Raw genomic sequence first — 25502 nt, forward strand, 5'->3', positions numbered from 1 at the left:
GTCGGTTGTTGGGATAGCGCGCTCCGGAGTTTGAGGTCTGGGGTCGGCTACGCCGCAGCCAGTTTGGGGATGCGGATCAGGTTATAGGCAATCAGATTGAGCAGGAAGTCGGCGGCGACGCGAGCGATGCCGCGATGTTTGGTCTTGCGCATGGTGCCATGCTGCTTGCCCCATCCGAAGATGCACTCGACCATCGCCCGGCGCGATTGCGACATGCCGTACCCCGGATGCCGCGTGGTTCGTTCGTCGATGGCACTGGTGCGGGTCTTGCCGGTTTTGGTGACGGCCTGGTTCTGTGTCACATGCGGCGTCACGCCGATGGCGCGAAGATTGGCGACATGATCGGCGGTATCGTACGCCTTGTCCTCACCGGCCGTGATGCGGCGGCCGGCGGCTTTGCGTCTCGCCTTCAGCATGATCTCCGAAGCCCGGCGTTCGGCGGTGCCATTGGCGTGCGTGACCATGCCGGCCACCGCCAGCCCATACCGGTTCTCCATGGTGGCGTGCCCCATATAGCAGAGCCTGGCCTCCCGTCCGGCTGCCTTGCGGTAAAGCCTGCTGTCCGGGTCGCTGGTACTCGCATGGGTGTCGTTCTTGCGCTTCTGGCCATGGAAGTTCGCGCCGTCATCATCGTCACCGCTACCGTCCTTGGGACGAAAACTCTTCTGTGAGGCCCAGGCTTCGATCAGCGTTCCATCCACCGAAAAGTGCTCGTCCGACAGCAGCGGCTTGACCTGCGGATGGTTCAGAAGCCTGGTCATGAACTTCTTGAACACCTCCCCGTTCTGCAACCGCTCCCGGTTCTTGGTGAAGGTGGTCGGATTCCAGACCGGGTCATCGGGCGAGAGCCCCACAAACCAGCGGTACAAAAGATTGTAGTCCAGTTGCTCCATCAACTGGCGTTCCGACCGGATGCCGTAGAATACCTGCAGCAGCAACGCGCTCAGTAATTGCTCTGGTGGCGTCGAGGGACGCCCTTCGCTCGCGTAAAGCTTCCCCAAGTCACGGTTCATCTCGCTCAGCACATCGCGGACAAGTTCCCGGACCTTCCTCAGCGGATGGTCCGCAGGCACTCGCGCCTCTGGCGAGATGTACGAAAATAGCCCGCCCTGATCCGCAAAAGCGCCCCGCATGCCGAGCCCCCGACGATTCATGATGTATAACTGAATCATCAATCGCAGGCCCTGACGAGGCCATTTTTCAGCAGACTGCTAAAGGACATTTGAAGTGTCCTCCAGCAAATAACGAAGCAAACGCCGATGCTTCGTTTCAAAAGGACAGTTGACGACTGACCTAAAACGGCTTCACCGGCACGGTTCGCACCCTCGCGCTCAATGCCAAGGCCAAGCTGGTTCGGGTCGAGAACCCCTCCGACAAAGGACCGCACTTCCGCATCTTCGCCGGCAGTGTCGAGCTGGGAGCGGCCTGGCAGAAGACCGCCAGGGACACCGAGCGCGACTACCTCTCGGTCAAGCTGGACGATCCGAGCTTCCCCGCTCCGATCTACGCCACCCTGATCGAGGTGGAAGGCCAGGAAGGTCTCCAGCTCATCTGGTCCCGCCCCAGCCGGGATTGATGGGCTCGACGCAGCGGCTCCGCCGAAAGGCGGGGCCGCCTGGCTGCTGTGCTCACCCCCGGTCACGGGGCCGTGACCCCTCTGGCGCATGTCATTCAAATGCATTACATTGGCCGTGAATAAAGGAGGTCGCGCTATGGCTTCGAATGCCCTGGTCCAAACCCGAATCGATGCGGACGTAAAAGAAAAGGCTACCGCGGTTCTGGAAAACATGGGTCTCACGGTATCCGACGCCGTGCGGATCCTGCTGACACGCACGGCCAACGAAGGGATGCTTCCGCTGGAGCTCGTGAGCAACAGCCAAGCTTACGATAGCTGGTTTCGTGAGAAGGTACGCCAAGCGCTGGCGGATACCCGGCCCGATCTCGATGATTCCGAGGTTGAAGCGCATTTCGCGGAACGCCGTGCCGCTGCGCTCCGAAAAGCGGCGGAGCATGAACGGTGAAACTCGTCTGGTCGCGCTTCGCGTTGTCCGATCGCGACGGCATTTTCAGCTACATCGAGGCCGAGAATCCCCGCGCCGCGGTTCATGTTGATGATCAGATTGCCGATGCCGCGCGGCGCCTGCTCGACTTTCCGGATAGCGGCCGGCCGGGGCGTGTCGCTGGGACGCGCGAGTTGGTCATTCCGCGTACATCTTATGTCGCGGCGTACCTGGTCGACGGCGATACCGTTCGCATCTTGCGCGTGCTTCACGGCGCGCAGATGTGGCCCGACGAACTTACCAATGACGATTGAGGCCGGCTCCGTACGATATCCTGCGGCCGGAGCTCCCAGATAGGCTGGTGATCAAGCGCGGCGTTAACTTGGGCTCGACACTGACTTTCAGCGCCGGCCTTAGGGCACGGTTGGTCGGGAATGCATGAGCAGTTGCAACGTCACGGGGAGCGCGTCCGCCATCGCGTTCCTCGGCCGTTTCTTCGGGCACGTCCACGTCGTCCTCGATTTGGCATGTCTGACCGAAGGCCGTCGTCGCTTAAGCGCCGCCTCGCTCTTATCCCCGCAACAGCCGGTTACGACTTTCTTCCCCTGGACCGCTGCGCGTCCATTCCTCGCGCAAGACAAGAAAGTCGCAGCCTGGCTGCCCTCTACTGCGTGCCGGCCCCTTCGGGGTGCGGGTCGATCGCCTCCGGTCTGTCGCCAGCCATCGAGGCCGCGATGGGCGGCCCGGGAAACTGAAAGGACACGACAATGGCGACCGTCGGCACCTTCACTTCGACCGGCAACGGCTTCACCGGCACGGTTCGCACCCTCGCGCTCAATGCCAAGGCCAAGCTGGTTCGGGTCGAGAACCCCTCCGACAAGGGACCGCACTTCCGCATCTTCGCCGGTAACGTCGAGCTGGGAGCGGCCTGGCAGAAGACCGCCAGGGACACCGAGCGCGACTACCTCTCGGTCAAGCTCGACGATCCGAGCTTCCCGGCTCCGATCTACGCCACCCTGATCGAGGTGGAAGGCCAGGAAGGTCTCCAGCTCATCTGGTCCCGCCCCAGCCGGGATTGACGGCCCGACGTAGCGGCCTCGCCGAAAGGCGGGGCCGTTTCTCTAGTAAAATGCCAATACCGCTTCTATGAGCCATTGGCCTAAAGCCTCCTTTCCAGCGTGGGGCTGACATGCCGCTCTCCGATGTCTTCGTTAGGCTTGCGATTGTTACACCTGCCCTTGAGCAAATGTGAGGATGTGGCCAACCAGTTTCTCAAGGCTCGCCGGCACAGCGTTCTCCTTCGCTAGACTTTCGAGATGCATTGCGATGTGGACGGGGTTCTTGGAGAAGCTGCCGGCGGGATTCCCGAGCGCCTTCGTTACCTGGCCGAACGTTTTATCCCAGATCACCCCGTCGACTTCTGACCGGAGTGTCGCGCCCAAATTGATGGGCCACTGAACAAACCGATCATGCCAGACAACGGTCGCCGGAAATGGGTCTCCTGCATTGCCGCCCATAAGCGTCAGAAGGTTACGGTTATCGGCTTCGTGCTTGGGCCGCTCGTTTGCACTGGTCTTGTCACCATCAGCGTCAAAGATTGCAAGGCTGGGAATGGCCAACTCCTCTGCGACGATAAGCGGTTCCAACAAATAGCCCTTTCCATTGACGGGAATGAAATGAGCGCCGAAACGGCGAAAATCATTCCAGCGATCGGTCAGAACGAGCCAGGACGTGAGATAGGCGACATCCTCAAGGCCTTCAACGAAAACCACGCGGGGCGCGAAGAACATCTCCGTCAGGTGGGGCTGCAGTGCCTGATGAAGACGCGCCATCCGGGCGGAGGGCTTTTCCGGCTTTTCGCCGGTAACCGCACTGATTCGGTCCGCGAGCTTTTGAAACTCGAGTGATGTGATGTTCGAGCGCTTGGCAGCGACGTCCCGTCGCACCATCCGCACGCATTCGAACTGCCTGCCAGAAACAAAGTATGGGCTGTGGCTGGAGACCACGATCTGTGCATTACCGGCACAAAGTTGATGGAGCACATCGGCCAGATAGCGCGCTTGCGGCGGATGCTGAAACAGCTCGGGCTCCTCGATGGCGAGAAGAAGGGTCGGAGCCGATGCATCGTCGGCTGTTGCCAGTTCTTGAAGGAGGGCGAGGAGATACGATCTCTGCAGCCCGTGACCAAAGCGCGCCAGTTCGCCTTCAAAATTGCCTTCACCAGCAAATAATCGCGCCATCGGCTCGTCTATCTGTACCGACTTCTTGACGTCCTCCATCCAGGCCAGTCTGGCGGTCGCCTCTGGGTGGGCGAAGTGAGCGAGCCGTTCACTAAGCGACTTGGAGATTTCCGCCAGTGCGCCCTGCTGCGCATCGAGCAGCAAGCGATACCGGTCCCGGGTTTCTTCTTTGAGCTTGCTGATTTCGTCGCCGAAATTGACTTTGGCTCGAACGGTTCTGGCAAGAATTTTTCCAAGCGCGGTGTTCTTCGCCTCCACGTTCTCCTTCGTCGCGTCTTTAATCGCCGGCAGATAAATCCATTGGACGTGGCGAGACAGACGATTGGCGCCCTTGCTGAATCCATAAAATTGATCCTCGCTCGGGATAAGCTCGCAACTCTCCGGATGAGCCTCCTCATAGGCGCGTAGCGCATCTCGCATTGCATCCTTGGCGCCTGGTTTGGGCAGGTCCGCGCCATACTTGCCGAGCAGTTGCTCATAGAGTGCCCTACATTCTCCCGCCGGCCTGCCGTCGTTGTACGCCTTAAAGAACGGCGCAAAATCGGGCATCGCACTCCTTTGTCCAAACTGGCGGACCGATGCGATTTTCGTGTCCGGGTTGAACTCCGCTCTGGCGGTGACGATCAAGACGTCATGGCGGACGTATTCTGCGAAATCAGTTTTTGCAGCTTCAGACAGATCATCAAACGTCACCGTAATTTCGATTGGGTCTCGCGTATTGCGGTTGTGAAAATCTTCTTCATCCAGGTCGATGACATTGGTGGAAGAGGCGTCCTGTTCGCGAAAGAAGATATTTAACGCGCACAAGACAGTTGATTTTCCAGAACCGTTCGCGCCGACCAAGGCGGTGTACTCCTCGAGCTCCACCGTGCACTCGTGGAATGAGCGAAAATTCTTCATATGAATGGACTTGATCTTCACTTACCCTTCTCCCGGTCCAATTATTGATGTTACCCAGCTGCGGCGGTTTGCTCGTCACCGAGCGACTCCACGATGACCGAGAGGTCGTGAACACGAACCGTTGGGCAGATCCTTTTCGCGATCTCGCACAGGTGACGATGATGCGTGAGGTAGACGACTTGTCCAACGCCGGCCATCTCGGCAAACAGCCGGAATGCTTCTTCGGCGCGGAAGTCGTCAAACGTCTCCATGATGTCGTCAGCGATGAACGGCACAGGGCTTCGCGCTCGGACGAATTCGTGGTAGCCGGCCACGCGCAAGGCCAGATAGAGTTGAAAGCGCGTACCTTTCGATAATTCGTCGGCCGACTTTGAGCCGCCGCCCGCCGACAGGGCGATCAAGGTTTCGCCGTCCTTGCTGGGCTGGGCCACGAGCCCGCTGTAGGCGCCGCGGCTGACCGTCCGAAATGCCGCGGAGGCGCGCATCATCATCGCGCTGCGATGGCGCTCGCGATAAGCGCGCAGCGCCTGCTCCATGGCGACCGTGCCAGCACGCAGTTGCAGGTAGCGTCCAGCGCCGTCCTGGATTTCAAGCAACGTTGTGCGGCGACGCTCCTCGATCTCCGCGACCTTCGAGTCCCCTCCGATCGCCTCGACCTGATCGATCGCCTGACTTCGCGTGGCGAACAGTTCGTGACAGCGCTTGTCTTGGTCGTCGAAACGTGCCTTCAGCTCGAAAAGCTCTGCCTCCAGCGCTGGTCGATCGGCAGTATCGAGGATGCGTTCGGCTTCAGTGATATCGGAGAGGCGCAATGCTTCGCGAATTTCATTCTCCGCGTCGTCGACGTCAGCCTGCAGTTCATTTCGTTTGCCGACGTCCAGGAGCTTTCCGGCGACCTCGGCCAGCGAAGTGACGCCGAAGAACGACGTCATCGTGCTCTTCTGCCCTTCGTGAATCGCCAGCGTTTCGGTAAGCAATCGTTCCCTCTTGCGCGCATCTTCGAGACTATCAGTCGCCTTGGCACGGCGGGCGCGATCTGCGACCGCGTCGCGAACACGATCGCCGACGCGTTGCGCCAGATCGAGGACCGTGTTTGCGCCAGCCGGAATCGTCATCTCGCTGCAGATGGCCGCAACTTCATCGCGAAACGCGGTTTGGTCCTTCTCCATCTTTTCGATACGGTCGACCAAACCCGCTCTTTTTTCGAGAGCAGGCCCGAGATCAGCCGCAGCCGATAGAATCTCACGCACGGTCGCAAGCGTCGGAATTTTACCCCTCTCGCCGAACCAGCACCCCTGGCACGCTGTTGTCCAGGACGCGACCCAGGTCTGCTCATCTGCGTTCGCCTGCTCCGCAGCGCGTTCCCGTTGCAGCAGCTCGCGTTTCCGCTCGCCCACCGCGGCGCGCAGAGACCGGAGCTCGCCTTCGTGGTCGAGGATCACTTGAGCCGTCGTGAGAAGACCGTCGAATCCGCACTCAGGATCATAGGATAGGCCGGCGCTATCGAGTGCTGCTCTCAAGCGGTCATTAGCGTCTTCTGCATCGGCCTTGGCGTCGCGCAGGTCGCGCTCGGCCGTAAGAACGGCCTCTCGTGCCTCCAGCGCCTTTTCGCGCCGTGCGAGCCAGCCGTCGAGGTCTGACAGCGTGATATCGTCGGAAAACGATACCGCCATCGTGCGAACAGCGGCAGCGATCTGATCGCGGATTGACTGCATGGCCGCAGAAGTTGCGTCTTTAAGTTCAATGACCCGCGTCAATTCAGCTGCAGCGATGGTGAGTGATTGTCCGTTCTGATGGAGTTTTGCCAAATCTGACATATGCGCTTGGCGGCTCGACGTAACGACGTCGTCGTATCGCAGCGCACTCTCGAACGCATCGGCGGATGTGGCCTCGAGATCACGGCGGTGCGCGGACCAGGCTTGCTCACGCTGTGTCCGGATGGCTGCCGCCTCTTGGTCGGAGACGACGCCTGTCATGCTGGCGATGGCGTCGCGTTCCGCCTCGAACCGGCGGATCTCGCTGGTCAGCCGATCGATATCGACGACATGCTGACGGAACTCCCGCTGTGCCTCGTCAAGCGCCAACTTCCACTGTTGGATGGCATCGCCACTAGGGCATCGCATACCGACGAGATCCTCGACCTCGCCCTGCCAGGGATGCAGTGTACGGAGGCGGTCGCTCAGCGTCGAGATTGCGGTCTCGCGGGCCCGCTCCGCCAATCGGCGCCGTGCGGTATGGTCGGCGTTACGCGAAGCGGCCACGGCGGCCGTCAGTCGGGCGATCGCGCCGTCCCTGCCCCGCTCGGCTTCCCGATTGGCCCCGGCGTCGCGCAGCGCAAGCTCCGCATCGGTCAGACGGCGACGGGCGTCAGCAAGTTCCGCCGCCGTGGTGCGGATGGCGCTCTCAACGCCCGAACGAGATTCGACCAATTCGCGCAAGCCGCCGACCGTCGAGGCGCCGAGTAAGAGTCGACGAGGGTCCGCTTCGCCTTCCCGTTCCATCCGTGTCAAGATGCCGGACACGGCCAATTCCGCCGCTTGCAATTGCATCCGGCGCTCCGGGATGTCCTTCTCCGCTGTCACATGACGGGCTCGCAGGTCGGCGAGCCGCTCCACTCTGCTGAACAGCCGCAACGCAGGCTCGTCAATGACGATCGATTCGGCCTCGGCGCCAAGCCGATCGATTTCGTCGGCGACCGCCCGTGTTTGTACGCTGAGCTCTATCTCCTCCTTCTGCAGCTTCGGCAGGTCCATGTTCCAGGCTGGCTGCGGAGCGGGCAACTTGGCGAGCGGTTGGAGGCGTTCGCGGAGCGTTCGGAGCGCGGCGAGACGCGGCAGAGCAGCGAGGTGTCGCTGGATTTCATCGAGCCGCGCCTGGATTCGCGTTCGTTCACCGATCGCTTCATCATATTGTGACGAAGCTCGGTCGCGGATGTCGATAAGTCGGGCATAATCAGACGCCAGCGTATCCAACCGCTCGCGTTCGGCTTTCAATTCGGCGAGGCGCGTCTTGAGATCGGTGAGAATCCCACTCCGCGCGCGGTATTTATAGAAGCCATCGGCCTCTGCCCTCAAGTCGAGCAGTCTGCGGCTGAGATCAGCAAGGCCCGCACTGGCGGAAAACAGCAGTTCTCCAAGATCGCCCTTGCTGGCGAGAATGCTCTCGCCGCCTTTCTCCAGGGTCTCATCATCAAGTGAAAACATCGTCCGATATGACTCGCGATCGATACCGCCAAGTTCTCCGCGAATGACGGTTTCGGCAATCGGTCGATCGTCGGCATCCAGCAGGCTGTTCTGCGGCCGCTTGATCCGGACGAGTTCGCGGGCTTCAGCGGCGAGTTCAATGAGGCCTCCCACCCGCATAGTTGGATAGGGATGAAGGAAGCCGAACGGACTCTGCGTTCCCATTCCGAACAACAGATCAAGGAAGGCCGCGAGAGCCGTCGACTTGCCCGCCTCATTCGGACCATAGACGATGTGCAGGTCAGGTTGGCCTTGTGGCTTCTCGCCGAAGTCGATGCTGCGGCCGGTGAAGTTCCCGTAGCGGGTGAGATCGAGGCGCTTGAGACGCATGAGCTATGCGCCTCGTTCGGATGCATGGAGCTTTGCAAGAATATCGTCAGCGCCCTCTTGCGCGATAAGCGCGAGGCCAGCCTTGAAGGCTGTTTCGTCGACGCCAAGGCTGTCGCGGCATTCCTGTGGAAGGTGCGCTCGCAGTTCTTCGGCGACCGCCACGAGCTCCGTCTGAAACGCTTCCGACTGAAGCACGTCATCCACGATGAGGCGCCGCAATTCGGCGAGCGGGTCGGCGGTGGAGTTTGCACTCTCGTCTGGGGGACGGGTAGCCACTTCGAGTTTCTCGATCCAGCATGCACCGATGAGAGAGCCACGATCATCCGCCTCGGCTTTCAGAAGATCGAGATCGCGTCGAACCCGCCAAGACAATGGCGTGGCGCCGGTCAAGCGCAGTCGGGCGACGAAATGTTCGGAAACAACGGTTCCGCGCGCGCGTTCCAGCGCGTGCGTCATAGCGGTGATCAGATCGCGCCAGTCATCGAGGCCGGTGACGTCGACAGATATCCGTTCAAATTGCGCTATGCTGGTGAAGCGCTCTTCGATGTGGATCGAACGATCGTCTCGAATGGTGACAAGCGTCACCGACTTTGCGCCGGATTCATTGATGTCGCGCCCTTGCGGCATGCCCGGCATCACGACTGCACAGGTCCCTTCCACGACCGAGCGCTTATGGACATGGCCCAGGGCCCAATACTGGAAGCCGGTGGCTTGCAGATCAGCAAGGCTGCATGGCGCATATGGGTCGTGACCGGGAGCCCCGGCAAGACTCGTGTGCATGATGCCAATGTTCACGGCGCCCGCGACAGGAGACTTGAACTTTGCGATCAGGCTTTCGGGCGCGTGCGGTTGAGCAAAACTCAGGCCATGGATTGCGACTGGAAAGTCCTCCGCCGCCCGATCGACTGCCACGGCTTCAGCGCGGCCGCCAAAGACCTTTACCGAGTCTGGAAAAATCAACTCCTTGGTGATTCGCGAGAGCGCGTCATGATTGCCGCGAATGGCGAAGACGCGAATTCCAGCCTGATGCAGTCGCCGGATCTGTTCGGCCAGGAAACGGGCCGTTTTCATCGACGTCTGGTCACCATCATAAAGATCGCCGGCCAGCAACAGCGCGTCGACACGCTCTTCCAGGCACAGATCGACGATCCGGACGAAAGCCCGCCGCGTCGCGTTCCCAACTAAATTGGCAAGATCGGGATTGCGCAGGGCAAGCGAACGCAGCGGAGAGTCCAGATGGATGTCCGCGGCGTGAACGAAGCGATACAATGCGATGATCCCCTCCCCTGGCAACTCAATCAATTAGGCTTCCGCCCAAACAGCCAACGTCGTCAAAAATGGTTCGCCTCGGGGCGGCACAATCGCGACAGACTTGGGTTGTTATTCACATTCTACCGGAGACATGCAGCTGCCATTCGGCAGCATGACCCCGTTTGTCTCCCGCCTTTTAATTTCTCCGATCGCGCGCGCCGTGGCTTGCCGCGCTTCATCGATTAGCCTCCGCGTGTGGAGGCGATCAAATTCCTTAAGTACATGAAGGCCCCGTGAATAGCTTTTGATATGCGATTCGGGATTATCATTGAGATCAGCATCTTCCGCAATAGTTGAGATGCGCTCCGAATTCAACCAAAGTCTCAGAGCGCAGCTCGATATCCAGTGAAATGATCTGTGCCTGCGGGATGCATTGGTATGTCGTCATCTCCTCCGATAATTGTTACGTGTCATATCTGCCAGTCGAAGCTCGTCAGCCCGTAGTTACCCAATCAACCGCGCGAGCGCGTCAGATTGCTCAGTGAACTTTAGGGCGTTGGCCTTCCGAAGATGTTCCAGGTTCTGTAGCTTCCAGCGCGGGCCGGGGAGCTGCTCTAGGTGCGGCACATCTAGTAGCGACCATTCGGGCGCTGCAGCGACCAGCGAAAGCAGGAAGCGGCGCTCAACCGGGCTCAGACCTTGCTGCAGTTCGCGCATCATTCGCTCGCGCGCTGCCAAGAGCGTATCGAGCTCAATGGGTTCGGCGGTCATGCCCGAAAAATTGTGGTCGAACTCCTGGCGGATATCCCGCAGCGATGGAAACAGGACCTCGTGCACCGGCCGGTTATGGCTTGCGAGATAAACAATGAAAGCGCGGCGGATACCGGCGGTGATTCCCTCGTGTGCGAAAAGCTGCATGACGTCGAACAGATCGCGGGGATGCTGGCGGTCCATCGCCGCAACCAGCTTGCCGCCATACACATCTTCGAACGACACTACCGGGATTTCGAGATCCGCCTGCAGCGTATCGCGCGCAGTCTCTGTCAGCGACGCCATGCGCGCCGGATGGACGGTGCCGCGCATGACGAAGTTAACCTCGATCTTGACCTCGAGGCCGCCTCGCCGCGCCAGCAGCTTGGTCTCGCCGGAATCCGCCGCAGCCGGCGCATGGGTTTGGAAGCCTTGCTTCTGCAGGCGCGCGGCGGACTGGCGGATGGCCTCGTTGATGCGCCGCAGCGCCTGCTCGCGCGGTAGTGTGTGGTCGGCAAACACCAGATCGAGATCGACCGAGAGCCGCGGCATGTTGCGCACGAACAGGTTGATCGCCGTGCCGCCCTTGAGTGCGAACGTATCGTCGACGAGCACCAGCGGCGCCACGCGCGTCAGCAACCGTGCGGTGTCGAGGTAGATCTGGTTCATGGCTTCAACACCAGTAGCCCGTCAGCCGAACGGGATACCCACGGCCGGTCGCTACCCTTGGGCAACTGGGACGGGTCGAGCTTGTCGGCCCAGGGCTGAGAAAGCTCGCGACCGAGCTGCAGGCAAAGGCGCACGGTCTTGACGCTGGTGCAGCGCTTGAGGAGGTCGCGCAGCACGTCGGTACGCAGACTGTAAGTGCTCTCGACCAGCTCGCGCGCTTCCTGCAGCGGCTGTCGTATCCCGACCTCGCTCAGCACCTCCAGCAGTGCGCGTTCGGGCGCCGAGACGAGGGGGCCGTCCTTGCGGTTCTCGAAAGGCCGGGCATGAAACAGCGCACCGGGCTCTTCCTTGAATAGCCGCTTGCGGTGGTACTCGGCCGGGAAGCGCAGGGTAAACCACTCAGGGAGCCGCCCCGCTTTCCAGCCGTAGAGATGGAGGGCAGGCCGTTGGGATAGGTATTGGCGTATGCCGTGCCAGTCGAGCGCGGATTTGCCACCGACATGCAATCCTTCGAAGCTCCGCTGCAGCAAGACCAGGCTTGGGTGTAACGCCGGAGGATCGTTCGGCCGGCAGTAGACGCCGCGTGCGAGCCGTTGCAGCCAGCCGGCACGGACGTAGTGGACGGCAAGGTCGGCCGATATTCCGAGGGCGACGAGGTCATCGGAGGTCAGCGGCGTTCCGGGCGCTAGGTGGGTATAGAGCCTGTTTAGCTTGTCCCTGTGAGTCGTAGCCATGCTACGATAATATGAATAATTCCAAAATTTCGCAAGCTTGGATTTGGTGCAAAAATCGTAGTCAGGCTACGATAATGCTCATTATTCTAAGGGAACCAACGAATTTTAGGTCTCGACCGCCGGACATCGTGTTGGCGATAGAGACGAGAGTTGACCGCATTCCATGCAGGAGCCTGGACGGCGCTCGCGGCATGACGCAGAGCCTGAACGACGGTGCCGGTCGGACTGCCGGGAGCGATCAAGTGCTTGGGCGAAGCGAGCCGCTACTGCTCCAAATGCCCAGGCAACCGCGTCCTTGCTCGGAATGGGGCGTCTAAAGAATCCCCCAGGCCCTGTACCTTCCTCCCGGTCGCCTCGTGCAGCCCAAGTTCGGCGACGAGATCGTGGGCGGCACGGGACGTGATCCTGGGTTCGACCGCGATCATGCCGGCCGAGACGATCGGCCGGGTCAACACGTAGTCGACCAGTGCCGGCAGCTTTGAGGTGGCGCGGCCGCCGGCGAGTTTTCGCGTGAGCAGATTTTTCGTCATCAGCCAGCGGTCGTGGTCCTTGCCGCCGGCGGCGGCAGCAGCCGTGATCGCCTCGAGCTGCACGGCGAGCCGAGCTGCGGCGTCACGCGGCCGCCGGCGTTCGCGCGGGATGGCTTTGAGCCCGTCATGCAGGCAGGGAAGATGCCAGCGGGCCTTGCCGCGGCTGCGCAGCAGTGCCGCGGCGAGCAGCCGGCCGAGCCAGAGGGTGTGCTGAAGCGGTTCGATCGTGACCCAGGCGTCAGCCGCGAGTGCCGCCGCGAGCGTCGGCGGCAGTGTGCGGGATCGGGCGTGCCGTTCGCGCCCCCAGGTCATCGCGGAATATCGCGCGCGGATCGTCGCGCAGCCCAAACTGATGAATGCGCTCGACGAGCTGCGTGGCCGCGATCTCGTCTGCTGGTGCGCGCCGCTGGCTTGCCACGGCGACGTGTTGCGGGAGCTCGCGAACAAGATCTGACGACGCGGCGCCTCAGCAGTCGGCATATCCGCGGCGGCGCTTGCTGCGCTCGAGACGGCCCATCGCGCCGTCGGCCTCCTCCGGCTTGCCGAGGGTCTCGATCATGGATTGGCCGGCAGCTCCGATCCTGCCCCAATTGCGAACCAGCGTCGCCCCGCCGAACAGCGTCGGCTGGATCGACAGCGTATAGAACCGCCGCATGTTCAGCGTGGGATTGATGCGGCGAAGATGAAGCGGCTCTGTCCCAGTTCTGCATGAACGGATTCTCGCTTCCTTCGGAAGCGCCGTCTAATTGCTTTATTGAGTCGGTCCGCTCGATTTATTGTGCTGATAGCTCGGCCGCGCTAGGCCCCGGTCTCGCGGGCCCCATGTCGTGCGAGAGCTCTCCGAACGTCGTCCGCCCATGCTGCCTGGACACGAAGGGATTTGGGCGAGCCGCCTTTGGCGGACGGCTCTATTCGCTTCGCTCACGGAGCCCGCAAGCGGTCTCCGCCCTTCGGGTGACGATCCTCTCGCGACCCGCGGCGGCCGTCGTGCCCTACCTCTTTCTCTTTCTGACTTCCTATTCTGCACCCGCCACTGCGGCGTCAAGGACATCGCGGTCCCCCCAATTTTTTGCCGTCGCCAAGTGGGCGCCGTCAAAAAATCGGTTCCCCCGCTCGCCGGCTTCGCCGGTCGCTACGCGATCCCTGACCCCTCGCGGCTACGGTGCGGCCTCCTTTCGTCAGATCGAAAGGAGACACATCATGTCTGATATCGACCACCTCACGCTGTTCACGCAGTTCTGCGGCTTCAAGATCGTGGTTCTGGCCAATCGGCTCGGATGCGACAACGGTCTCGCGCGCATCGCTCACGACCGCCTCATTGCCAGGCTCGGTGATCTGATCAATTTGATGCGCGACGCACTGGCTGCGGAGCGCAACCTGCTGCTCGATGAATCCTCTCAGCAAAACCGGAACGCTGCCGAGGACCTCTACTGGATCGCCGAGGAATACGCGCATCGCTGGCTGTCGGATCGGCCGGTTCCGCTTCTCGACGACCTTACGATTGATCTGGCGACGCGGGAGGTCTTCGACGCCCACGCGAGGCGCTGGCGTCCTCTCGAGGACGGAGGTCCGTGGCTGCGCAATGTGAGGGACGCCGAACTCTGCGGACTGCGTCGAATCATTGACGAGATCGCAGCGGAGACCGGCGTGAGCTTCTCCGCTTGCCGCATCGTCTATGACGCATCCGATGGCGTGACGCTCTGAGATGCGAACGAGAGGCAGTTCCTGCCGCCTCTCGTCTTTGCTTTACACAGGCCTGGCAGCACCGATCCGATCGACTGGCCGGACCTGCCGGCGGTCGACGCCGCGATGCAAGTGCCGCTTTCCGCTCACAGAATTCCCCATGCTCGGTACCTTCCTCTGCCGGTCGCCTCGTGCAACCCGAGTTCGGCGACGAGATCGTGGGCGGCCCGGGAGGTGATCCCGAGTTCGGCCGCAATCATGCCGGCCGAGACGATCGGTCGGGTCAACACGTAGTTGATCAGCGCCGGCAGTTTTGAGGTGGCGCGGCGGCCGGCGAGTTTTCGCGAGAGCAGGTTTTTCGTCATCAGCCAGCGGTCGTGGTCCTTGCCACCAGCGTCGGCGGCAGCCGTGATCGCCTCAAGCTGCACGGCGAGCCGCGCCGCGGCGTCGCGCGGTCGCCGGCGTTCACGCGGGATCGCTTTGAGCCCCTCATGCAGGCAGGGAAGATGCCAACGGGTCTTGCCGCGGGCGCGCAGCAGGTTAGCGGCGAGCAGCCGGCCGAGCCAAAGTGTGTGCTGCAGCGGTTCGATCGTGACCCAGGCGTCAGCCGCGAGCGCGGCCGCGAGCGTCGGCGGCAGTGTGTGACTCTGGTGGACGATGGCGCGCCAGTCGTCGAGACGCTCGTCATCGTCCCAGTCCAGATCGTACACCAGTGAGTCCCGCTCGGATCGGACTTGGCTCGCGCTGGCGAGCATCCGCTCGGTCTTGGCATTCGCGGCATCGACCGCCGCGAAGGTGGCGGCCAGATGCGGATCGATCTCGATGATGCCGAGCGCGCCATCGAGATCCTCCTCGTTCTGGCCCCCGCCCCCATCGTGGTCCATCGCTGCGTCGCCTTCCTTCCGGTTACTCTTCCCCTCCTTGGCCTGCCCACCCCGGCCGCGCAGCTCGGCGAGGCCGCCCGCAGATAGTGCCCAGTCGGGTTTTTCCGCGGCGATGCGACGGCGGGTGCGCAGGACTGTATGGGCGCGGGTGAGCTCGTGGGTGGGGGCGCGGATGTCCATGCCTTCATCGTGAAGAACGAGATCTTCGAGGTGGACGAGCTCACCTTCCAGCCATAGACTGGCGCACGCATCGGTGAAGTGCGTCCGGCTGATCCACCCCTCGCGGATCGGGCTTTTGGCGAGGCGCTCGTCGAGCCGGGCGAGTGCGTCCTCGGCGGAGGCGAGCGGACCGGCGATAGAGGCCCAGGGTAGCGGATCTGGGATTTGGTAGCCGGATGGCAAGGTCTTGATAACCTTAACGGGAATCGTCGAAACGGAAGCTATCATAGAAGTAGCTTCCGTCATAGCGATGCGTGTTCCCGCCCCTTTTCGATAGTGATAGCGCGGAATCGCAAATCAGCGATTCTGGCCGCCAGAGGTCTGGAAATCGCATTCCCAGGGAGGACTAAGATCGACGAGAGGTCGCGTCCCCGCCCCTCCCCTGCGGAGGGCGCCTGTCCCTTCCCGGACGTCGCTGTTCTTCTCGAATGCCCGCTTGGCGCCGACTTATGATAGGCTGGCGTTGCGATGCCGAGGTGATACGCATGAACGAGTTTAGCCGAATTACGCAAGATCCCGCCGTGATGGGCGGGAAACCCTGCATACGTGGCCAGCGCGTCACCGTCGGCATGATCGTCGGCCAGATCGGCGCCGGCCGCAGCATCGATGCGCTGCTTGCCGACTATCCCTATCTCGCGCGCGAGGACGTGCTCGAGGCCTTGCGCTACGCCGCCTGGCGCGCCGAGGAGCGGGAGGTCGAACTGCAGCGCGCATCCTGATGCGATTCCTGATCGACATGAACCTGTCGCCGAGCTGGGTTCCTTTCCTCCAGAACGCGGGGTTCGAAGCGGCGCATTGGTCGGCGGTGGGTGCTGCGGACGCGTCCGATCGCACGACCTCGATTTTTCGACGATCCTCGCCGCGACGCAGCGCCGCAAGCCGAGCGTCATCCAGATTCGCGCCGATCTACTGACGCCAGTGGCGATCGGCAGCGCCGTGCTCCGCGCACTAAACCGAGCGCGAGCTCGCCGAAGGCGCCTTGGTCTCCATCGATCCCGACCGCGCGCGGGTGCGTATTCTCCCGCTCGGGTCGTAAATTTCACCGTTTATCGGCAGGGTCGGAAATCAACCCGCAAATCGGCGATTCCGGCGGCTAGGCGCCTGCAAATCGGCCCGCCCGGTCCCCGGATGGACGAGAGACCATGCCAGCCCAGCCCCCCTCGCCCCTTCCGCTGTCTTTTCGGTCGGCGCCGGCCGTCTGCGCAGGCGCGATCGTGGTCAGGCGTCGTCGAACGGACCGTCGCAAAATACCTTATCGGCAGCGCGCATTGCGGCGGGCACGCAGCTTCCGGCCAAAGTCGACACCAACATCGAGCAGAGTCACCCCGGCCTCGTCGAACTCGGCGTTGCATCATCCTCGTACAGGCTGTCGCGGAACGCCTTGTCGGCAGGTTTGCCGCTCTGCGGATCGGCCTTTGTCCTCAAATCGCGACAAAATTGGACGCCTAGGTCGACCAAGGACGGCCTGCGCTGCTCGCGCTCGAGTTCATGGGCGAGCGCCGTGTGCACGGCCTCGATCAGTCGGATTTTCTTCAGCCCGGCGACCCTGCGGGCCAGCGCGTCGGTCTCCGGATTCTTGATATGGAAGGCCATGAGGCGCTCCTTTAGCGCGTATCGTGTATCCTTATACAACATTCCGGATACATCTCGTGAAGGCCAGGGATTCTCGCCAAATCTGATGGAAAAGCTCATAAGGACTCGGCGGAGGCCTAAATTTTTATGGTTAACATTCTATGAGCGCCACCCCTCTTCGCATTCCCGATGCGGCCTCGATCGAGGCCGTTCTGGCAGGGCTCGATCCCGCCTCGGCCGACACGGATCTCATGCCCGCGCTCGCCGCGGCCTTTCCGAGCTTCGATTTCAGCCTGGCCCGCGTCGACGATGATTATTGGCGCGACACCCGGTCGGTCATTCGGCCCGACTGCACCCGAGCCGGGGAGCTGCGTCAGTGGATGACGGCCGAGCTCGCCAAAGATGGCGGGGATATCAAGGCGCTCTGGACGCGCCTGAAAGACATTGATCTGCAGATCACCGAGTGGCGCGGGACCAGCGCCTTCGTGTTCGCCCCAACCGGACCCGGGGCGGCCGATTATATCCAGATCGCACTTGGCCGAGAAATGGAGTGGCGCGCTCGTCCGATCGTCAATCCGGGCTATCGACCTTGGGGGGAAGAGGATCTGCTCGATCCCAGCTGGTCCCGCCAGTCCCTGCCCGAAACGGACCGCCTCGCCGGCCCGGTCTACCGCCTGCTCGACCGCGCCGGCGGCGCAGTCGTCCATATCCGCAGTTTCCTTGATCGCTGCAGTCGCGTCGAGCGCGACAAGCGGGAGGCCAAGCGGCCCGAGATGGAGCGGCGTGTGATCCGCGAAGTCGGGCCGCAGGGAACGCGCGAAACGCCATTCCTCGAGGCGGTCCCCGACTGGTTCGACTACGTGCCGCGGGAGGTGCGCTTCTTTCAAGACTGGGAGGGATCGAGTGCCCGCGCCCATCGCGTCTTTGAGCATTGGGCGCTCGATGTTCGTGATTATACCCACAAGGGCGAGCGCGAAGTCGGTTTCATCCCCCGGCCGCTGAAGCCCCCCAAGGAGCGGCTGCTCATGGCATCGGATGTTTCGGTGCATCTGCTGATGGATCGGATTGAGGCCGTGGACAGTGAGGTCGGCCTGTCCTTCGGCTGGTTCTTCTTGATGACCCATGGCCATTGGGTTGATCCCGACATCGGCATGGCGATTGCGCAAGGCCTGAAGGCGCAGCGCGTTCGCCTGCCCGATCCCGACGCTCGCGTGCTGCTGCACTGGGCGGATCGGACCTATGGCTTTTAGAGGAACTCCGGCCATAGACGACCTCACCTCGCGCGTACTCGTCTCGGATTCGGAAGCGCGGCGGGCGGGCCCTGCAGCTCGACGCGCTCTCGGCGGTCCTGCCGATGGAACGGCGCGACAGGCTTGCGGAGCTCCTGACCGACAAACCTGATCGTGAAGCACCGCTGCACGATGGCGGGGCTCGATGCGCGGGAGTTTTCCGCTCACGAACTGCGTGCGGGGTATTTGACCGAAGCAGCGCGACGGGGCGTTGCTTTGCCCGAGGCTATGCAGCAATCCCAACATCGCTCGGTGCAACAGGCGGCCAGCTACTACAATGAGGCTGAGCGCAGTCAGGGACGCGCCGCCCGCTTGGGAGTTTAGCGCAGGGCGCCGCTGAGTTGTCAGCGTACAACTCGCCAAGTGCCGCCTCCTCGCCTCTAGTCCAAAGCTTGCACTCGCAATCGGCAGAAAGCCGAATTTGTCGCGCGGATTAGGAATTTGTTTCCGAAAAGTGTCTATGTTGATAAGCGCGGGTTGTTCACAAATCGGCCTCGTTTATGATTCGACTCTGACGTTGCGGCGTTCGTCGGTCGCAGCAGGCCGCCTCCATTAGCGAGGCCCGATTGCGAAATCCGCGAGTCGGATCAGTCGGTTGCTTGCTCGCCGGCGCAATGCTTCGGTCCACTATGCGACGAACTGATTCGGGAAATGACTCCCGCCGTCGTTAAGTTGTCAGCAGTACAACTGCATATTTCCCGGACTGATTCATGTGCGACGACGCCGATTGGTCTCGCAACACTCGTAGCCGTTAACTTCTCGTTAACTCAATAGTCCTTGCGGCGTCGAAAGAATCGGGCATTACTCGGCATCAGCGCTTTTTGAGACCAACTGCTCAATAATCCGCAGATGCAGAGATCGGGAATGCCGACGTCGACTAAGATCCTAGAACATAATGTGCGAGATCTGCGGTCGCTGATCAATGCGGACGCGGCGGAGCTATCGGCGCGGTTACGTGCGCAACAGCTTCGCGACTTTCCGCCCGCGGCCCAAAAGACCATACGCCGCTTTTCGCCGGCGGAAGCCGCTCGCTTTATAGGCATCGCCGAGGGCTATCTTCGGCAACTCGTATCGGAAGGGAAGGGGCCGCCCGCGCCACCCAACACCCGTCGGAGCTATTCGATCGAAGAAATCGACGAGCTTCGCAGTGACCTCGATAGCACCGGTAAAGGGGCCCGTCGATACGTCCCACGCCGACGCGACGCCGAGGCGCTGCAGGTCATCTCAGTAATGAATTTCAAGGGCGGTAGCGGCAAAACCACCACGGCCGCACATCTCGCCCAATATCTTGCGTTCCGCGGCTACCGGGTCCTTGCAATCGATCTCGATCCGCAAGCGAGCCTCTCGACACTTTTTGGGCATCAACCCGAACTTGATGTCGGTGAGAATGAAACGATCTACGGCGCCATTCGCTATGACGCCGACCGCCGGGAAATGCCGGAGATCGTCCGCGGCACCTACATTCCGAACCTTCACATCGTTCCAGGACAGCTCGAACTCATGGAGTTTGAGCATGAGACACCCAAGGCGTTGATAGCACGAGAGAGCAACGACTCACTGTTTTTCGCTAGGATCGGCGAAGCTCTGGCCCAAGTCAGTGATGCCTATGACGTCGTCGTAATCGATTGCCCCCCGCAACTCGGTTTCCTTACGCTCTCCGCGCTATGCGCAGCGACCGCGGTCCTGATCACAGTGCATCCCCAGATGCTCGATGTGATGTCGATGTCTCAGTTCCTCAACATGACGGGGAGCCTTCTCGACGTTGTCGCGAACGCCGGTGGCGCCACCCAATATGATTGGATGCGCTATCTGGTCACTCGCTACGAGCCTAGTGATGGGCCACAGACGACAATGGTCGGTCTGATGCGCTCAATCTTCGGCTCGCGCGTGCTGACCCACCCAATGGTGAAGAGCACCGCGATCGCCGATGCCGGCCTCACCAAGCAGACCCTCTACGAGGTTGAGCGGCAGCAGTTCACCCGGGGCACCTATGATCGGGCCATCGAAGCGCTCGATCTTGTGAACGGGGAGATCGAAGGTCTGATCAAACAGGTCTGGGCTAGGAGCTGACCATGGCGCGCAAGATCAATTTCGATCCACCCGTGGTGGACGCCTCGGCGCAGCGAGCAGAAATGCACGAAGCAGCCCCGCAGCGCTCGCGACCTCTTCTCGGGCTCGAACGCCCGATCAAACAATCGAGCGCTCTCGGGGCAATATCGCAGTCGCTGGGCGGCATCTCCGAGAAGGTCAAGCGCGCGGAAGAAATCGAGCAGAAGCTCATCGAAGGCCAGGTCATCGTCGAACTCGACCCTGCGCTGATTGATAACTCCTTCGTGCCCGACCGCATGGAGGCTACCGAGGAGCAGAACGTCGCCTTCCGCGAGCTCATCCGTGAGCACGGGCAAAACGTCCCAATCCTGGTTCGTCCGAAGCCTAATGGCGCTGAGCGCTACGAAGTCGCATTCGGCCATCGCCGTCTGCGGGCGGCCCGCGAACTGGGCATAAAAGTGAGGGCAGTGGTTCGCTCCCTCACGGATGAACAACTCGTCATCGCGCAGGGCCAAGAGAACAGCGGCCGCACCGATCTGACCTTCATCGAGCGCGCGCGCTTCGCAGCGCGGCTCGAGGATCGGAAATTCTCCCGCGAGATCATCATGGCGTCGCTCAACGTCGACAAGGCTGCGCTCTCGCGCCTCATAGCGATTGCGACCAGAGTCCCGGCCCCGGTCATCGACGCCATCGGGCCCGCGCCAGCCTTCGGCCGCGTGCGCTGGCAAGAGCTAACCGACCTCTTGGAGCGAGAGAACAATCGTACCCGCGCACTTGAGATAGTCAAAGCTCCGACATTCAGAGCGTTGGACACCGACAAGCGCTTCGAGGCGCTTGCAGATGGCCTGCGCGAAAAGACGTCGCGCGCCCGCGCCGAAACGTGGGCCGCGAAGGATGGAACGCACGCCGCGAAGGTCTCGCGCGCCGGAAAGAAGCTTACTCTGATATTTGATGATCGCGTCGCTCCGAGGTTTGGCGACTTCGTCCGAGAGCGGTTGCAAGCCCTTTACGACGAATTCAAAGCCGCCGACCCACCGGCATGAACCGAACTTGCCTGGTCGGAATGAGCCGGCCGGATCAAGACCACCGCAACTACGTCGGAGAACCATAGGCAAAAGAAAAAGGCCCCCGTCACGTCGCCGTTCCGGAAGCCCCTTCTTTGTATTGGCATTCAAAGAATCGCACTTCCGCGAATCACTGTCAAGCGTTCTGGCGCCGTTTCGGCGAGCGAATTTTCTTTGCCCAGCTGAGGCAAAGACATGCAGTCACACTCCCCAACGACGCCCTTTGGGCGGCGGTCGTTGACGCTCGCCCATGTGGCAAGCCAGATGGTCGCAACCGAACGTCCTCCCGAAAAGATCGTGCACAAATGGAAGATCTTCCACGCCATCTGCACGGCACGGCCGCGCCTTGGGGTGTCGGAGCGCTCGCTCTCGGTGTTAAACGCGCTCCTGACCTTCCATCCTGAGACGGCGCTGACAGGGGAGGATGATCTGATCGTCTTCCCGTCGAACCATCAGCTCAGTCGTCGGGCGCACGGCATGCCGGCGTCGACGCTGCGGCGCCACCTCGCCGTGCTGGTCGACGCGGGACTGATCGTTCGGCGCGACAGTCCAAATGGCAAGCGCTATGCGCGGAAGGACGATGCCGGCGAAATCGAGCTCGCCTTCGGCTTCGATCTGTCACCGCTGGTCGTGCGCTCTGAGGAGTTCGAGAGCCTGGCGGCTGATATTGAAGCTGAGGCCCGCGCCCTTAAGGTGGTGCGTGAACGGATCACGCTGTGCCGGCGCGACATCGCGAAGATGATTGCAACTGGCATCGAGGAAGGCGTCCCGACACGACGGGCAGGGCAGGGGCCCGCCGATTGGCAGGAGGTGCATGCCGCCTTCCGCGCAATGGTCGCTCAGATTCCGCGCACCGCGACGCGCCAGGAGCTCGAGCCGATCGCCGACGAGTTGTCGCAACTTGCCGACGACGTGCTCAATCTTCTGGAAGCACACATCAAATCAAAGAATCCGAGCGCCAATGAGTCCCATTCTGAGCGCCACATACAGAATTCAAATCCAGATACCCCTATTGATCTTGAACCTAGCCTTCGAGAAGGCAGGGCGGCGAGAGCTGAGCCTAAACCTCAACCATCGCGAGTCGCCGAGAGTACGTATCCGTTGGGAATGGTCCTGAGTGCATGTCCGGACATTGTCGATTATGCGAAGGGCGGAATTTCGAACTGGCGCGATTTCCTCGCCACCGCGGCCGTTGTGCGATCGATGCTGGGGATCAGCCCGAGCGCTTGGGAGGAGGCGCAAACCGTGTTGGGTGAAACGCAAGCGGCGGTCGTCGTCGCCTGCATCTTGCAGCGTAGCGGCACCATACGATCAGCGGGCGGCTACTTGCGCGGGCTAACGCGGAAAGCGGAGGTTGGGGAATTTTCTCTTGGGCCGATCCTGATGTCGCAGATCAACTCTCGGCTCCACGAAAAGCTACGAGCGTGAGCGATGGGTAAGAGCCGGCTGGATTGGATTCCGGCTTGAGCGGGCGTAGCGATGTCGTTCGGCGCAAGCAGGCGACGTTGCCGATCTTACGGGGACCGGCGGAAGCGACGATCACGGGTCTTTCTCGGCTGGAGCCGTCGCTCCGGGCTGCATGACTTTTAGCCGTCGGCGGCGCGTCGACAATGGAGAGGAATCCGCTTGCGAGATTTATCCGGTAGCGGAGACCCGACTGGGATCCGCTCGAGCCATCGGCACAAAATTCGATGCTTTCAGTCTGGGGCGCGGAGCGGCTCTTGCCCTCGTCGAGGTTTGGTGGGCGTCGGCTTTGTTCGTCTTCCCAGGCGAGGTGGCGTCGCCTCAGAACGTGTTGGTTTGAACCAACACGGCTAGGGCATGCGCTTTGCTTTTGGTGTCTTGCGTCAACACCAGTATGCGCCAGTCCAATGGAGGCGAACTCATCTCGGCTGAGCGCCTCTTTCCAGCTGTGGCTCGGCCTACCTGACTCTTCTGGCAGGGGATTTTGTGCCTGGCTTTCAGGATTCTGCGGCACGCGCTGGTCCGTACGCATACGACGAAGGCCGCCAGATTGACGCACGCGCGTGGGCAAAGTGAGCTCTATGATCGGTTGGGTGAAGGTCAGGCGGCCTGCTGACCGGCAGGCTTATCGGCTTGGCGCAGGAGCTTCCATTCCCAGGGCAGCAGTTCGTGCAGCCGCGATGCAGGAAGATCGGCGATACGGGCCAGGACGTCGGCGAGCCAAGCCTTGGGATCGACGTCGTTGAGACGACAAGTAGTGATCATCGTCAGCATGATGGCGGCACGGTCGGCGCCACGTTGGCTGCCAGCGAAGGTCCAGTTGCGCCGCCCCAAGGCGATGCCTCTCAAAGCGCGTTCAGCGCAATTGTTGGTCAAGCAGATCCTGCCGTCGTCGAGGAAGCGGGCGAAGTCGTCCCAGCGTCTGAGCATGTAGTTCATGGGCTTCAGAACCTCGGCGGAGCGCGAGAGGGTTTCTCGCTCGCGCAGAAGCCAGGCGTGCATGTCTTCGAGCAGCGGCTTGCTCCGCTCCTGGCGCACGGCGCGCCGCTCGTCGGCACTGCAGCCGTTGATGGTGCGCTCGATCTCAAACAGGGCGTCAAGACGCCTGAGCGCCTCCAGCGCGATCGGGGAGACCGGTTTGCCCTTGCGGCCTTCCCTGGCCGTTTTCTCGATGTCGGCCAGTTCGAAGAATCCCCGCCGCGCATGGGCCAGGCAAAATGCCGGCGTGATCGGCATCGCTTTCCTTTTTGGGTCGAACAACGGCTCGAAGCCGCCATAGCAATCCGCCTGCAGGATGCCGGCGAAGGCGGCCAGATGCTTCTGGGGATGTTCGCCCCGTCGGTCGCCCGAGGCATAATAGACCGCCGCCGGCGGCGCAGGCCCGGCGAACGGCCGGTCATCCCGCACATAAGTCCAGATCCGGCCGGTCGTGCACTTGCCCTTCGCCAGGATGCGGATGGTGGTGTCGTCGCCATGAAGGCGCTCGGCCACGAGCACATGACGCTCGATCAGCTGGAACAGCGGCATGACGGCGAAGGTTCCGTGGCCGACCTGGTCGGCCAGCGTCGACAGCGGCAAATCGATCCGCTCGGCCTTGAAGCGCACGCTCTGACGGTTGAGCGGGATATGCATGCCGAACTTGTCGAACAGGATTGTCGCCAGCAATTGCGGACCGATGAAGCCGCGCGGTGTGGCATGGAACGGCGCGGGCGGCTGGCTGATCTTCTCGCAATCGCGGCAGGTGAACTTCTCACGTACTGTCTCGATCACCTTGAAGCGACGCGGAATCTCCTCCAGCGTCTTGGTCACATCCTCCCCGATCTTCGCCAGCCGAGATCCACCGCAGCAGGAGCAGCTCGTTGGAGCCTCAATGACGACACGCTCGTGTTCGATGCCGTCCGGCCATGGCTGACGAACTGGCCGCTTGCGCATGAAGGGGCGAACGCTCTGGGTTTTTGCCGCGGCAGCCTGCGCAACCAGCTTATCCTCGCTCGCCGTGGTGGCGAGTTCTTCGAGCTCCAATTCCAACTGTTCGATCAGCCGTGCCGTGCGCTCGGAGCGCTGCCCGTGCAGTTCACGTTTGAGCTTCTCAATCCGTAGCTCAAGATGAGCGATCAGCACCTCGCTGTCCGACAGCTCCGCCCGCGCGTTGGCGGCATCCGCGACTGCTACATCGCGTTCAGCCCGCAACTCCTCGCGCTCGGCCAGCAGCGCGAGGTAGGCGCTCGCAAGGTCCGATGGAAGATCGTCCGGCTTCGATGTCATGAAGCCATTGAATCAGATCAGGCCGCAAACTCAAACCCAAAACACCTATCCGACCCGCGTCGGCCGCTGGGTTTCTTGCGGATTGCGCCAATCGATCCCGGACAGCAGATAGCTCAACTGCGCCGGCGAGATCGTTACCGCTTCACCGGCAACCGATGGCCAGATAAACTTTCCTCTCTCGAGTTTTTTTGTGAACAAGCAGGCTCCCTGGCCATCGTGCCAGATCGCCTTCACGAGATCGCTGCGGCGACCCCGGAAGACGAACAGATGACCGCTGAGCGGATCCTTGCGCAGCACCTCCTGTACCTGGAGTGCCAAAGACGGAAAGCCTCGGCGCATATCCGTGTAGCCTGTCGCGAGCCACACC

At 61.7% G+C, this 25502-nt stretch carries 23 protein-coding genes and 3 pseudogenes; 13 read left to right on the forward strand and 13 right to left on the reverse strand.

The window, feature by feature from the left end:
- Positions 1 to 47 precede the first annotated feature (47 nt).
- The gene (locus K410_RS0101110) at positions 48 to 1133 is read right to left on the reverse strand and encodes an IS5 family transposase (protein WP_028133123.1); all 1086 of its coding nucleotides are present in this window, start codon (positions 1131 to 1133) and stop codon (positions 48 to 50) included.
- A gap of 164 nt (positions 1134 to 1297) precedes the next feature.
- Between K410_RS0101110 and K410_RS38240 the strand changes: the two are divergent.
- The 4 genes and pseudogenes from K410_RS38240 to K410_RS0101130 form a co-directional block, all read left to right on the forward strand.
- A pseudogene (locus tag K410_RS38240) lies at positions 1298 to 1576 on the forward strand (DUF736 domain-containing protein); the annotation flags it as partial.
- Positions 1577 to 1712: 136 nt separating this feature from the next.
- Complete coding sequence (locus K410_RS0101120) at positions 1713 to 2021, forward strand: type II toxin-antitoxin system RelB/DinJ family antitoxin (RefSeq protein WP_028133125.1); 309 nt, start codon at positions 1713 to 1715, stop codon at positions 2019 to 2021.
- The gene (locus K410_RS0101125; protein WP_028133126.1) at positions 2018 to 2314 is read left to right on the forward strand and encodes a type II toxin-antitoxin system RelE/ParE family toxin; all 297 of its coding nucleotides are present in this window, start codon (positions 2018 to 2020) and stop codon (positions 2312 to 2314) included. The genes K410_RS0101120 and K410_RS0101125 overlap by 4 nt, the downstream gene beginning before the upstream one ends.
- A 453-nt stretch (positions 2315 to 2767) precedes the next feature.
- Positions 2768 to 3079 (forward strand): DUF736 domain-containing protein, encoded by a 312-nt coding sequence (locus tag K410_RS0101130; RefSeq protein ID WP_028133127.1) that lies wholly within the window; start codon positions 2768 to 2770, stop codon positions 3077 to 3079.
- Between the two features lie 147 nt (positions 3080 to 3226).
- Here K410_RS0101130 and K410_RS0101135 read toward each other — a convergent pair whose 3' ends face one another.
- The 7 genes and pseudogenes from K410_RS0101135 to K410_RS0101160 form a co-directional block, all read right to left on the reverse strand.
- Complete coding sequence (locus tag K410_RS0101135) at positions 3227 to 5161, reverse strand: ATP-dependent nuclease (protein WP_028133128.1); 1935 nt, start codon at positions 5159 to 5161, stop codon at positions 3227 to 3229.
- A gap of 29 nt (positions 5162 to 5190) precedes the next feature.
- Complete coding sequence (locus tag K410_RS36355; protein WP_049819869.1) at positions 5191 to 8712, reverse strand: ATP-binding protein; 3522 nt, start codon at positions 8710 to 8712, stop codon at positions 5191 to 5193.
- Positions 8713 to 8715: 3 nt separating this feature from the next.
- Positions 8716 to 10014: a metallophosphoesterase family protein gene (locus K410_RS0101145; RefSeq protein ID WP_245269306.1), complete on the reverse strand. Its 1299-nt coding sequence runs from the start codon at positions 10012 to 10014 to the stop codon at positions 8716 to 8718.
- 453 nt (positions 10015 to 10467) lie between these two features.
- Positions 10468 to 11382, reverse strand: a complete 915-nt coding sequence (locus K410_RS0101150; RefSeq protein WP_028133130.1) for a nucleotidyl transferase AbiEii/AbiGii toxin family protein — start codon at positions 11380 to 11382, stop codon at positions 10468 to 10470.
- Positions 11379 to 12116, reverse strand: coding sequence for a type IV toxin-antitoxin system AbiEi family antitoxin domain-containing protein (locus K410_RS0101155; protein WP_028133131.1), 738 nt, complete (start codon positions 12114 to 12116; stop codon positions 11379 to 11381). The genes K410_RS0101150 and K410_RS0101155 overlap by 4 nt, the downstream gene beginning before the upstream one ends.
- A 61-nt stretch (positions 12117 to 12177) precedes the next feature.
- Positions 12178 to 12379, reverse strand: a pseudogene (locus K410_RS40920) (hypothetical protein); the annotation flags it as partial.
- Positions 12380 to 12958 (reverse strand): DUF1612 domain-containing protein, encoded by a 579-nt coding sequence (locus K410_RS0101160; RefSeq protein ID WP_249762023.1) that lies wholly within the window; start codon positions 12956 to 12958, stop codon positions 12380 to 12382.
- Between the two features lie 40 nt (positions 12959 to 12998).
- Here K410_RS0101160 and K410_RS40925 point away from each other — a divergent pair, with 40 nt between their 5' ends.
- Positions 12999 to 13100: a DUF4326 domain-containing protein gene (locus tag K410_RS40925; protein WP_245269307.1), complete on the forward strand. Its 102-nt coding sequence runs from the start codon at positions 12999 to 13001 to the stop codon at positions 13098 to 13100.
- 12 nt (positions 13101 to 13112) lie between these two features.
- Here K410_RS40925 and K410_RS0101170 read toward each other — a convergent pair whose 3' ends face one another.
- Positions 13113 to 13301 (reverse strand): WGR domain-containing protein, encoded by a 189-nt coding sequence (locus tag K410_RS0101170; RefSeq protein ID WP_049819871.1) that lies wholly within the window; start codon positions 13299 to 13301, stop codon positions 13113 to 13115.
- A 545-nt stretch (positions 13302 to 13846) separates the two neighbouring features.
- On the opposite strand from K410_RS0101170, the gene K410_RS36365 reads away from it, so the two are divergent.
- Entirely contained in the window at positions 13847 to 14350 is a 504-nt protein-coding gene (locus K410_RS36365; protein WP_049819872.1) for a hypothetical protein, read from the forward strand.
- 125 nt (positions 14351 to 14475) lie between these two features.
- Here the strand turns inward: K410_RS36365 and K410_RS0101180 are convergent, their stop codons facing one another.
- A complete protein-coding gene (locus tag K410_RS0101180; RefSeq protein ID WP_049819873.1) occupies positions 14476 to 15660 on the reverse strand; it encodes an RHE_PE00001 family protein in 1185 nt (394 codons plus the stop codon).
- 257 nt (positions 15661 to 15917) lie between these two features.
- Here K410_RS0101180 and K410_RS0101185 point away from each other — a divergent pair, with 257 nt between their 5' ends.
- Complete coding sequence (locus tag K410_RS0101185; protein ID WP_028133134.1) at positions 15918 to 16151, forward strand: DUF433 domain-containing protein; 234 nt, start codon at positions 15918 to 15920, stop codon at positions 16149 to 16151.
- Positions 16151 to 16345 carry a DUF5615 family PIN-like protein gene (locus K410_RS41495; protein WP_413815323.1) on the forward strand — a complete coding sequence of 65 codons (195 nt, stop codon included), beginning with the start codon at positions 16151 to 16153 and terminating at the stop codon, positions 16343 to 16345. Before K410_RS0101185 ends, K410_RS41495 begins: the two co-directional genes overlap by 1 nt.
- 407 nt (positions 16346 to 16752) lie before the next feature.
- On the opposite strand, the gene K410_RS0101195 is transcribed toward K410_RS41495, so the two are convergent.
- Complete coding sequence (locus tag K410_RS0101195) at positions 16753 to 17124, reverse strand: type II toxin-antitoxin system VapB family antitoxin (RefSeq protein WP_245269308.1); 372 nt, start codon at positions 17122 to 17124, stop codon at positions 16753 to 16755.
- Between the two features lie 41 nt (positions 17125 to 17165).
- On the opposite strand from K410_RS0101195, the gene K410_RS0101200 reads away from it, so the two are divergent.
- The 5 genes and pseudogenes from K410_RS0101200 (at position 17166) to repC (ending at position 22834) form a co-directional block, all read left to right on the forward strand.
- Positions 17166 to 18254, forward strand: coding sequence for a hypothetical protein (locus K410_RS0101200; RefSeq protein ID WP_028133136.1), 1089 nt, complete (start codon positions 17166 to 17168; stop codon positions 18252 to 18254).
- A gap of 144 nt (positions 18255 to 18398) precedes the next feature.
- A pseudogene (locus K410_RS40930) lies at positions 18399 to 18617 on the forward strand (site-specific integrase); the annotation flags it as partial.
- Positions 18618 to 19157: 540 nt separating this feature from the next.
- Positions 19158 to 20363, forward strand: a complete 1206-nt coding sequence (gene repA / locus K410_RS0101205) for a plasmid partitioning protein RepA (RefSeq protein ID WP_049819874.1) — start codon at positions 19158 to 19160, stop codon at positions 20361 to 20363.
- A 2-nt stretch (positions 20364 to 20365) separates the two neighbouring features.
- Positions 20366 to 21385: a plasmid partitioning protein RepB gene (gene repB / locus K410_RS0101210; protein WP_028133138.1), complete on the forward strand. Its 1020-nt coding sequence runs from the start codon at positions 20366 to 20368 to the stop codon at positions 21383 to 21385.
- Between the two features lie 216 nt (positions 21386 to 21601).
- Positions 21602 to 22834, forward strand: coding sequence for a plasmid replication protein RepC (gene repC / locus K410_RS0101215; RefSeq protein ID WP_028133139.1), 1233 nt, complete (start codon positions 21602 to 21604; stop codon positions 22832 to 22834).
- A 636-nt stretch (positions 22835 to 23470) separates the two neighbouring features.
- Here repC and tnpC read toward each other — a convergent pair.
- Together tnpC and tnpB are read right to left on the reverse strand one after the other, a co-directional pair.
- Entirely contained in the window at positions 23471 to 25135 is a 1665-nt protein-coding gene (tnpC, locus tag K410_RS0101220) for an IS66 family transposase (protein WP_028133140.1), read from the reverse strand.
- Positions 25136 to 25180: 45 nt separating this feature from the next.
- Positions 25181 to 25501, reverse strand: a complete 321-nt coding sequence (gene tnpB, locus K410_RS0101225; protein ID WP_433994191.1) for an IS66 family insertion sequence element accessory protein TnpB — start codon at positions 25499 to 25501, stop codon at positions 25181 to 25183.
- Position 25502 lies beyond the last annotated feature (1 nt).

The organism is Bradyrhizobium sp. 22 (assembly GCF_000482425.1).
In the GTDB taxonomy this organism is placed as follows: Bacteria; Pseudomonadota; Alphaproteobacteria; order Rhizobiales; family Xanthobacteraceae; genus Bradyrhizobium; species Bradyrhizobium japonicum_B.

Coding starts and splice junctions, on each gene's coding strand:
- K410_RS0101110 (WP_028133123.1), bottom strand. CDS start 1,133: ATGCGGGGCGCTTTTGCGGATCAGGGCGGGCTATTTTCGTACATCTCG.
- K410_RS0101120 (WP_028133125.1), top strand. CDS start 1,713: ATGGCTTCGAATGCCCTGGTCCAAACCCGAATCGATGCGGACGTAAAA.
- K410_RS0101130 (WP_028133127.1), top strand. CDS start 2,768: ATGGCGACCGTCGGCACCTTCACTTCGACCGGCAACGGCTTCACCGGC.
- K410_RS36355 (WP_049819869.1), bottom strand. CDS start 8,712: ATGCGTCTCAAGCGCCTCGATCTCACCCGCTACGGGAACTTCACCGGC.
- K410_RS0101150 (WP_028133130.1), bottom strand. CDS start 11,382: ATGAACCAGATCTACCTCGACACCGCACGGTTGCTGACGCGCGTGGCG.
- K410_RS0101155 (WP_028133131.1), bottom strand. CDS start 12,116: ATGGCTACGACTCACAGGGACAAGCTAAACAGGCTCTATACCCACCTA.
- K410_RS0101160 (WP_249762023.1), bottom strand. CDS start 12,958: ATGACCTGGGGGCGCGAACGGCACGCCCGATCCCGCACACTGCCGCCG.
- K410_RS40925 (WP_245269307.1), top strand. CDS start 12,999: ATGAATGCGCTCGACGAGCTGCGTGGCCGCGATCTCGTCTGCTGGTGC.
- K410_RS0101170 (WP_049819871.1), bottom strand. CDS start 13,301: ATGCGGCGGTTCTATACGCTGTCGATCCAGCCGACGCTGTTCGGCGGG.
- K410_RS36365 (WP_049819872.1), top strand. CDS start 13,847: ATGTCTGATATCGACCACCTCACGCTGTTCACGCAGTTCTGCGGCTTC.
- K410_RS0101180 (WP_049819873.1), bottom strand. CDS start 15,660: ATGATAGCTTCCGTTTCGACGATTCCCGTTAAGGTTATCAAGACCTTG.
- K410_RS0101185 (WP_028133134.1), top strand. CDS start 15,918: ATGAACGAGTTTAGCCGAATTACGCAAGATCCCGCCGTGATGGGCGGG.
- K410_RS41495 (WP_413815323.1), top strand. CDS start 16,151: ATGCGATTCCTGATCGACATGAACCTGTCGCCGAGCTGGGTTCCTTTC.
- K410_RS0101195 (WP_245269308.1), bottom strand. CDS start 17,124: ATGAGCTTTTCCATCAGATTTGGCGAGAATCCCTGGCCTTCACGAGAT.
- K410_RS0101200 (WP_028133136.1), top strand. CDS start 17,166: ATGAGCGCCACCCCTCTTCGCATTCCCGATGCGGCCTCGATCGAGGCC.
- repA (WP_049819874.1), top strand. CDS start 19,158: ATGCCGACGTCGACTAAGATCCTAGAACATAATGTGCGAGATCTGCGG.
- repB (WP_028133138.1), top strand. CDS start 20,366: ATGGCGCGCAAGATCAATTTCGATCCACCCGTGGTGGACGCCTCGGCG.
- repC (WP_028133139.1), top strand. CDS start 21,602: ATGCAGTCACACTCCCCAACGACGCCCTTTGGGCGGCGGTCGTTGACG.
- tnpC (WP_028133140.1), bottom strand. CDS start 25,135: ATGACATCGAAGCCGGACGATCTTCCATCGGACCTTGCGAGCGCCTAC.